The sequence below is a fragment of the Nocardia sp. genome, assembly GCF_025465275.1.
In the GTDB taxonomy this organism is placed as follows: Bacteria; Actinomycetota; Actinomycetes; order Mycobacteriales; family Mycobacteriaceae; genus Nocardia.
Genome location: NZ_JAODNK010000115.1, coordinates 1 through 6432, shown reverse-complemented (window position 1 = coordinate 6432; position 6432 = coordinate 1). Strand labels below are relative to the sequence as shown.

Here is a 6432-nt window from a genome sequence, read left to right as displayed (position 1 = left end):
CTGTACCGCCGCCCGACCGGCAGGGAGCGACCTTGGGCACAGATCGCCGCGGAGGACCGATTCGAAACCTACGAGTCGCCGGTCCACGCGGACCGTGGCCGGTACCTGTGGATCGAACTGACGCTGGACGGAACCGCCCGCCTGACCCCACGGATCCGGGAGATCCGGGTCGAACGGCCTGGGCACGCGTTATTGGACACACTGCCAAAGTCGTGGTCGCGCAACGACATCGACGCCGACTTCATGCAGCGTTTCCTCGCCCCGGTAGACGGCCTGCTGTACGAGCTGGACGGCAAGGCGGCCCTGCGCGCCGTGCTTGTCGACCCGTCCGCAACCCCCCAGGAGGCGCTCGCATGGCTCGCGCGCTTTGCCGGGTTGACCCTCGATCGCCGTTGGTCCGAATCCGCCCGCCGCGCACTCGTCGCCGAGGTGTATCAGCTCTTCCGTCGCCGCGGGACCAAGGAGGCCCTGCGCCGGATGATCGCGATCTACCTCGGATTCGAGCCCCAGATCATCGAGCGATGGCAACTCCGCGGACTCGGCGGAACGGTGCTCGACACGAAGCGAGAAGGGCTTCCAACGCCGAACATCGGCGCGTCGGTCCGCGAGACGGGAACGTTGGGCCGCTTCATGATCGGTGGCACGCCCCTGCAACCGACATCGTTCGCGACGTTCGCGCACCAGTTCACGGTGCTCGTCAACGGCACGCTCACGGCCGAGCAGCGCGAGGTGGTACGTGACCTGATCCAGGCGCACGGACCAGCGCACACGCTTGGCACGATCAAAGAACTCGGCGCAGGCATGCGGATGGGCACGCTGCGGGTTGGGCTGACCTCCTACGTCGGTCCGCAACCGGAAGCGAGTCGGGCCATGCTCGGTACCCTGCGACTCGGCAGCGACGGCGTCGTGGGGACGCCGATGATCGGCAGTCGCATCGGCCAGGATGCGATCGCCGGGCAGGTGAGAGTCGGATGACCGAGCTGACGATCGATCGTTTCACGTCCACTGTGCAGGTTCCGGACGGCGACGGCGAGACGAGCACGCGGGTACGACGCCTCGCCGACCGCGTAGCCGGCACTCGTTTGGAGCGCGCCGCCGCGAGAGTGGCCTTACCCCCAGGAGATTGGTGCGTGCGGCTGGTTTCGGTGCCGCTCGTTCTGGATCTGGATCGCCCCGCGACGGCGTTGGAGGAGGAATGGGCACGAGCGGTGATCGATGCCATCGGGGCTGCGATCGATCAGCCGACGAGCGACGTCGTGCACTATCAGCGGCCGGCGGATGGCCTTCGTGACCTGATTGCATCGACGGCACGTCGCACGACCGAACATGAATGGGCCTGGCGGCAGGTCGGCCTGCTCGCGTCCGGCGAAGCGTCACCGGCAACCGACCCGCAAGCAGCGGTGCTGAGTGCCTTGCGACGGTTCCCGCAGGACGCCTTGAACACGGTGGTTGCGGCACTGCACGACGTCGGTTTTTCCGCGATGCACCGATTGTTGGGGTCCGCTGGATGGGCCGCGCTGACGATGACCGTATGCGCGGCGATCGGCTACAAAATCCCCGCCCGACCGATCAGAGTCGGTGCGAGCGGGGAGACTTTCACAACGCAGGACGGTGGGGAGCCAGTCGGTTCTCCATCGCCCAAAACCGATCCCAGAACGCTGTCGACCGATTTCGCGTCGTCCTCCGCGGCCCGAGCGATCGCGGCGCACTTGGCCGAGGTAGCGATCTCCAGGTCGGCTCTAGCCACTGCATTCATGTGCGCGCCGATCCGCCCCGATCCGGAACTGTCCTGGAATTGGGCTGTGCTGATCGCGGTCGAGTCGGATTCCTCGATCCTCGCCCGGGCCAACGCCGCCGACGTGATCGATTCGATCGCCGCGCACATCGATACCCGATTGGCAGGTGCCGCACACGGCGTCGGTCTGCACACAGCCACCTCACAACCGGCCGTGCCTGCGCGCTTACCTGCTAGCGCGGATGATCGCGAATCCGTCGAGGCGCCGGACCGGACGATCGTCGCTGACACTGCGGGGCTCTCCACCGTCTGGGCAGGATTGTTGTTCTTCCTCAACACTGCGGCTGACGCCGACATCCCGCGGGCGATCCTCGACGACGATGCGCTGGCGCGTCGACCGCTGCCACACGTCCTGTCTGCTCTTGCCATGCACATCGTTCCGGGCGCGGCCGACGATCCCGCGGTGCTCGGGTTCTCGGGACAGCTGCCCTGCCCGGGCGTGTTTCCCGCATTGACCGATGCCGAAGCCGAACGCATCGCTGCGCATGCGGAGCGATGGATCGCAGCGACCGTCACACGGATCGATGACCCCGACTCCGAGCCAGAAGCGGTGCTGCGCCGAATCGTTTCTCGACGCGCCACCATCGATGCCGAGCCGGGTTGGATCGATGTGCAGCTGGACCTGGCGGACGTCGACGTCGACCTGCGGATCGCGGGATTAGATGTCGACCCGGGGTGGGTGCCGTGGCTCGGCACAGTCGTCAGGTTCAGCTATGTCTGAGCTCCTGGTCGCACCGCGTCCCAACAGCTGCGAAACGCTCTATTCGCGAGCTGCCCAATTGGCCCGGGAAGTCGCCGCCGTCATCGAGCGGATCGGCAGCGCGGTCGCCGACGTACCGGAAACCGTTACCTTTCTTCGTGATTGGGCAGATACGGTTGACGACCGGTATGAGTTCGACCTGCAGCCGCTCGACCATCTCGCGGACCGGTTCGACCTGAGCCCAGTGGAGTGCGACCTCCTGGTGTTGGCCGGCCTGCCCGAGGTTCACGAAGGTGTGGCCGGCGCGTTTCGCGCGATGAATCCCAACGAGGAGCCTTGGCCGACAGTCGGTATCGCCGCCGTCGTTCTCGATGACCGCGCGAACAGGTCCGCAGTTCTCGACATGCTGTGCGCGGGGCCGTTGATCCGCTACGGCTTGGTCCAACTCTCAGGAAAGGGACCGATATTCGAGCAGAGCATGCAACCGGCCGAACGACTGTGGGTTGCTCTTGCGGGCCACGACGGGTGGCCGGATGTGCTCCAGCGGGTTCACATCGGTGACGTTCCTTCCGGTCTGTCCCATTGGGTCCGGACCGTACCCGCGCAACAGGCAGTCCGCGCTCTGGCATCGGACGAGCCACGCACGCTGCTCGTGCAAAGCCACGACATCGACATCGCACTCGGGCGCTGTGCCGTTCTAGCGGAGGCCGCGGCGATCGGCATGGTCGGTGCGCGGCTGGCTCCCGACGACCGGCACGCTATCGGTCTGCTCGCAGCGCACGCCGCCGCGCGAAACGCCGTGCCGCTAGTCGTCGTCGAATCATCAGACCAGGTCCATACTTCGTGGCTTTCGGCCGATGACCTCGCAGGCCCCCTGGTCGTATGCATGGCAGCCGGCAGCGCGCGGCTCAGCGCGCATCGGCCGGTGATGACGGTACCGATCGGACCGATCACGCCCGATGATCGTCGCGACGCCTGGAGCAGCGTCCTGCCGGATCTGGCGGAGGAATCCGAAAACCTCGCCGTCCAACACCCGCTCGATCCGGCATTGACGGCCCAGGTCGCGCGGGACGCCCGCGCGCTCAGCCTGCTCGGGGCCCAGACTTTCGACAAGTCGGCCATCTCGGCGCTGATTCGAGCGCGGGCCGCCGCCGTCCTGCCGGCGGGCATCGACCTGGTGAGCCCGACAGCCGACTGGAGTCGGCTGGTCGTTCCGGCGAAGGCGGAGACGCAGCTGCGGGAAGCAGTCGCGCGGCTCACGCATCAGGCGCGCGTGCTGGGCGATTGGCAGATGCTCGAACGAGCACGGGCATCGTCCGGCGCGAGGGTACTGCTGACCGGTCCACCGGGAACCGGAAAGACACTCGCCGCTGAGGCAGTGGCAACGGCGGCCGGCACCGATCTGCTCCGGGTCGACACCTCTCAGGTGGTGTCGAAGTGGATCGGCGAGACCGAGAAGAATCTCGCGGCGGCGTTCGATGTCGCCGAGCGGACCCAAGCCGTTCTGTTCATGGACGAAGCGGACGCGATATTCGGCGCCCGCACGGAGATAACCGACGCGCACGACCGCTACGCGAACCTGGAGACTGCGTATCTGCTGCAGCGGCTTGATCGATTCGACGGGTTGCTCGTGCTCGCCACCAACCTCCGCAACAACATCGACGCCGCGTTCCTACGCCGGATGGACTTCGTCGTCGACCTACCCATGCCCGACGTCGAAAGCCGCCGAAAGCTCTGGCAGCTGCACCTGCCAAGTCGGCAACTGCATGTGGACATCGACCTGCACACCTTGGTCCACATGTACCCGATTCCCGGAGCCTGGATCCGGAACGCGGCCATCGGAGCCGCCTTCCGGGCGGCCGCCAGTGATTGCGCCATCAGGCAGGACGACTTGATCATGTCCATCCGGATTGAATACGAGAAGTCCGCCCTGCCGTTTCCGGGCGCACCCCCGAGGAGACGAAATGACTTGTGAGGAAACAACAACGTGTGGCTGCGACGACCGTTCGTCCAACTCGCATCAGGAAGTGTGCCAGTGCGACGACGATCTTCCCGCCAAGCCGTACACCGCGCTGCGAGTCGCCTACGGCATGTTGCTCGGCGAGGATGACTTCCGGGTGCTGATGGCGAACCCCCGAGGCAAGCACATGTTGACCTCGGCCTGGCTACACGGCGCCGGTGTGGTGTGGGGATTCGAGGTCTGCTGGGAAGGAACCCGTCAGCTGAAGATTTCACCCGGGCTTGCCGTCGATGGCCTCGGTCGCCTATGCGCTCAGGAAGCAAGCCAGTGTTTGGACTTGAGTGCGTGGGTCGATAAAACCGCCGAATCGAGTGACAGAGACTGTGCCGTTCAAACCATCCACGCATGCCTGAGTGTCGAATTCGATTCCTGCCGAACGAGGCCGGTACCTACCCTGGCCGATCCCTGCGACGTCACCCGTAAGCATGACGATCTCTCCCGAGTGATCGAGACGAGCAAATTGGCGCTGGTGCGTGGGGAGTGCGCGTGCCCACAGGCGCCGTACCACCGCACTCGTGTGCTGCTCGGCATCGATGAACCGGGACCGCAAGATTGTCCGGGTGATGAAGCACTTGCCGCTCGTCGGTGCGTAGCCGAGATGCCGCCAGCAGACCGGCCGGCCGCGCTCCTCGCCGAATTCCGCCGCATGTCGGCCCTCGATTCCGCTTGCCTGCGACCACCGTCCCAGACCGGATGCGAATCGTTGTTTCCGGTGTTGACGGCGAGCGCGCCGGTTGTACTGGCCTGTCTCGAGATCAAAGTCAAACACCAGGACAACTGCACTGAAGTCGAGTGTGTTGGCATCAGTACCTGCTGTCGCCGGGCACTTCTGCCAACCGCCACGATCCAGGAACTACTGTGCGGACTGGCGCCGGGCCTAATCGAGCCGGACCATGCCGACGACGCAGGCGGGCCACGCATCTGCCGTGAATCGGTGAGATGGGGAAACGGCGGATCAACGGTCAGCTTCTCGGTCACGGCGCCGCTCAACAAGAGCACCGTGCGAGGCGCGGTTCGTATCACGTCGTTGCGCAACCGCGGCTGGGTCGAGGAGGACGTCATCGGTGTTCGTTGCCACGACGACGACACCAGGGTCGAAGTCGAACTGGCCGACCCACCCGCGTACGAGATCGTCCGGTTGATCGTGAAGGGCACCGGTCCGGTGCCGGCGTTTGGCGCCGATCCGCCCCTTCCACTGGCCGGATTCGAGGACGATCCGCCGTGCTCGGCCGACGACGGGCGCGATGCCGTCATGACGTTCACGAACGGACTGCCCGGAGTAGAGAAGGTTGCACAATGACCAAGCCATCGACCGCACCGACGGCCGCCCCGACTGAGCTCACCAGCGATCCAACTGCGGACTCTAAGCTCCGCAGCCTGTTTGCCGCCGACGGTCTATTTCTTCGCGCCGAGCACCTTGACCAGATCCAGAGGTACGCAGAGGAATACGCGCTCGCCGCCGGAGTCTCGGCGGCCTCAGGGGTCGACTATGGCCTCAGCGTCACGATCGACGGGACAGGCGACGGAAAAAGCCTGGTGGTTTTGCCGGGGCTGGCCGTCGACAAGTCACGGCGACCGCTACGGCTATCCGCCCCGACAAGGATCCCGCTCAGCCTCGATCACAAGGCCGCCGAACTCTGGATTGTCGAGATAGTGGCCGCCGCCGCTCCCATACCGGCGGGGCTCGAACCGGTGTACGGAACGTTGTGCGACGACCCGTGCAGCGGCGGCGCATTGGCGCCGTGGCGTGACGCCGCCGTCGTCATTAGGGTCCGGCCCGAGCACAGAATCCCCGGGCCAACGCCGGCGGGCTTGAAACGCAGCCAGCTGGCGTCCGCCTACTTCGCACTCGAACGATCTGAATCGGATCCATGGTTGCCACCCAAGGGTGCGACACCGTTACTCAAGCGTCCGTGG

Annotated in this window: 5 protein-coding genes; all 5 read left to right on the top strand. The window is 65.7% G+C overall.

Going from position 1 to position 6432, the window contains the following annotated elements; genetic code table 11:
• On the top strand, window positions 1-975 hold a 975-nt coding region (locus JWN03_RS26080), incomplete at its 5' end, for a phage tail protein (RefSeq protein ID WP_297620340.1).
• Window positions 972-2516 (top strand): hypothetical protein, encoded by a 1545-nt coding sequence (locus tag JWN03_RS26075; protein ID WP_297620337.1) that lies wholly within the window; start codon window positions 972-974, stop codon window positions 2514-2516. The genes JWN03_RS26080 and JWN03_RS26075, both read left to right, overlap by 4 nt.
• A gap of 58 nt (window positions 2517-2574) precedes the next feature.
• Window positions 2575-4470, top strand: a complete 1896-nt coding sequence (locus JWN03_RS26070; RefSeq protein WP_297620334.1) for an ATP-binding protein — start codon at window positions 2575-2577, stop codon at window positions 4468-4470.
• Complete coding sequence (locus JWN03_RS26065) at window positions 4460-5815, top strand: hypothetical protein (RefSeq protein ID WP_297620331.1); 1356 nt, start codon at window positions 4460-4462, stop codon at window positions 5813-5815. The genes JWN03_RS26070 and JWN03_RS26065 overlap by 11 nt, the downstream gene beginning before the upstream one ends.
• A partial coding sequence (locus tag JWN03_RS26060) for a hypothetical protein (protein ID WP_297620328.1) occupies window positions 5812-6432 on the top strand: 621 nt, incomplete at its 3' end. The genes JWN03_RS26065 and JWN03_RS26060, both read left to right, overlap by 4 nt.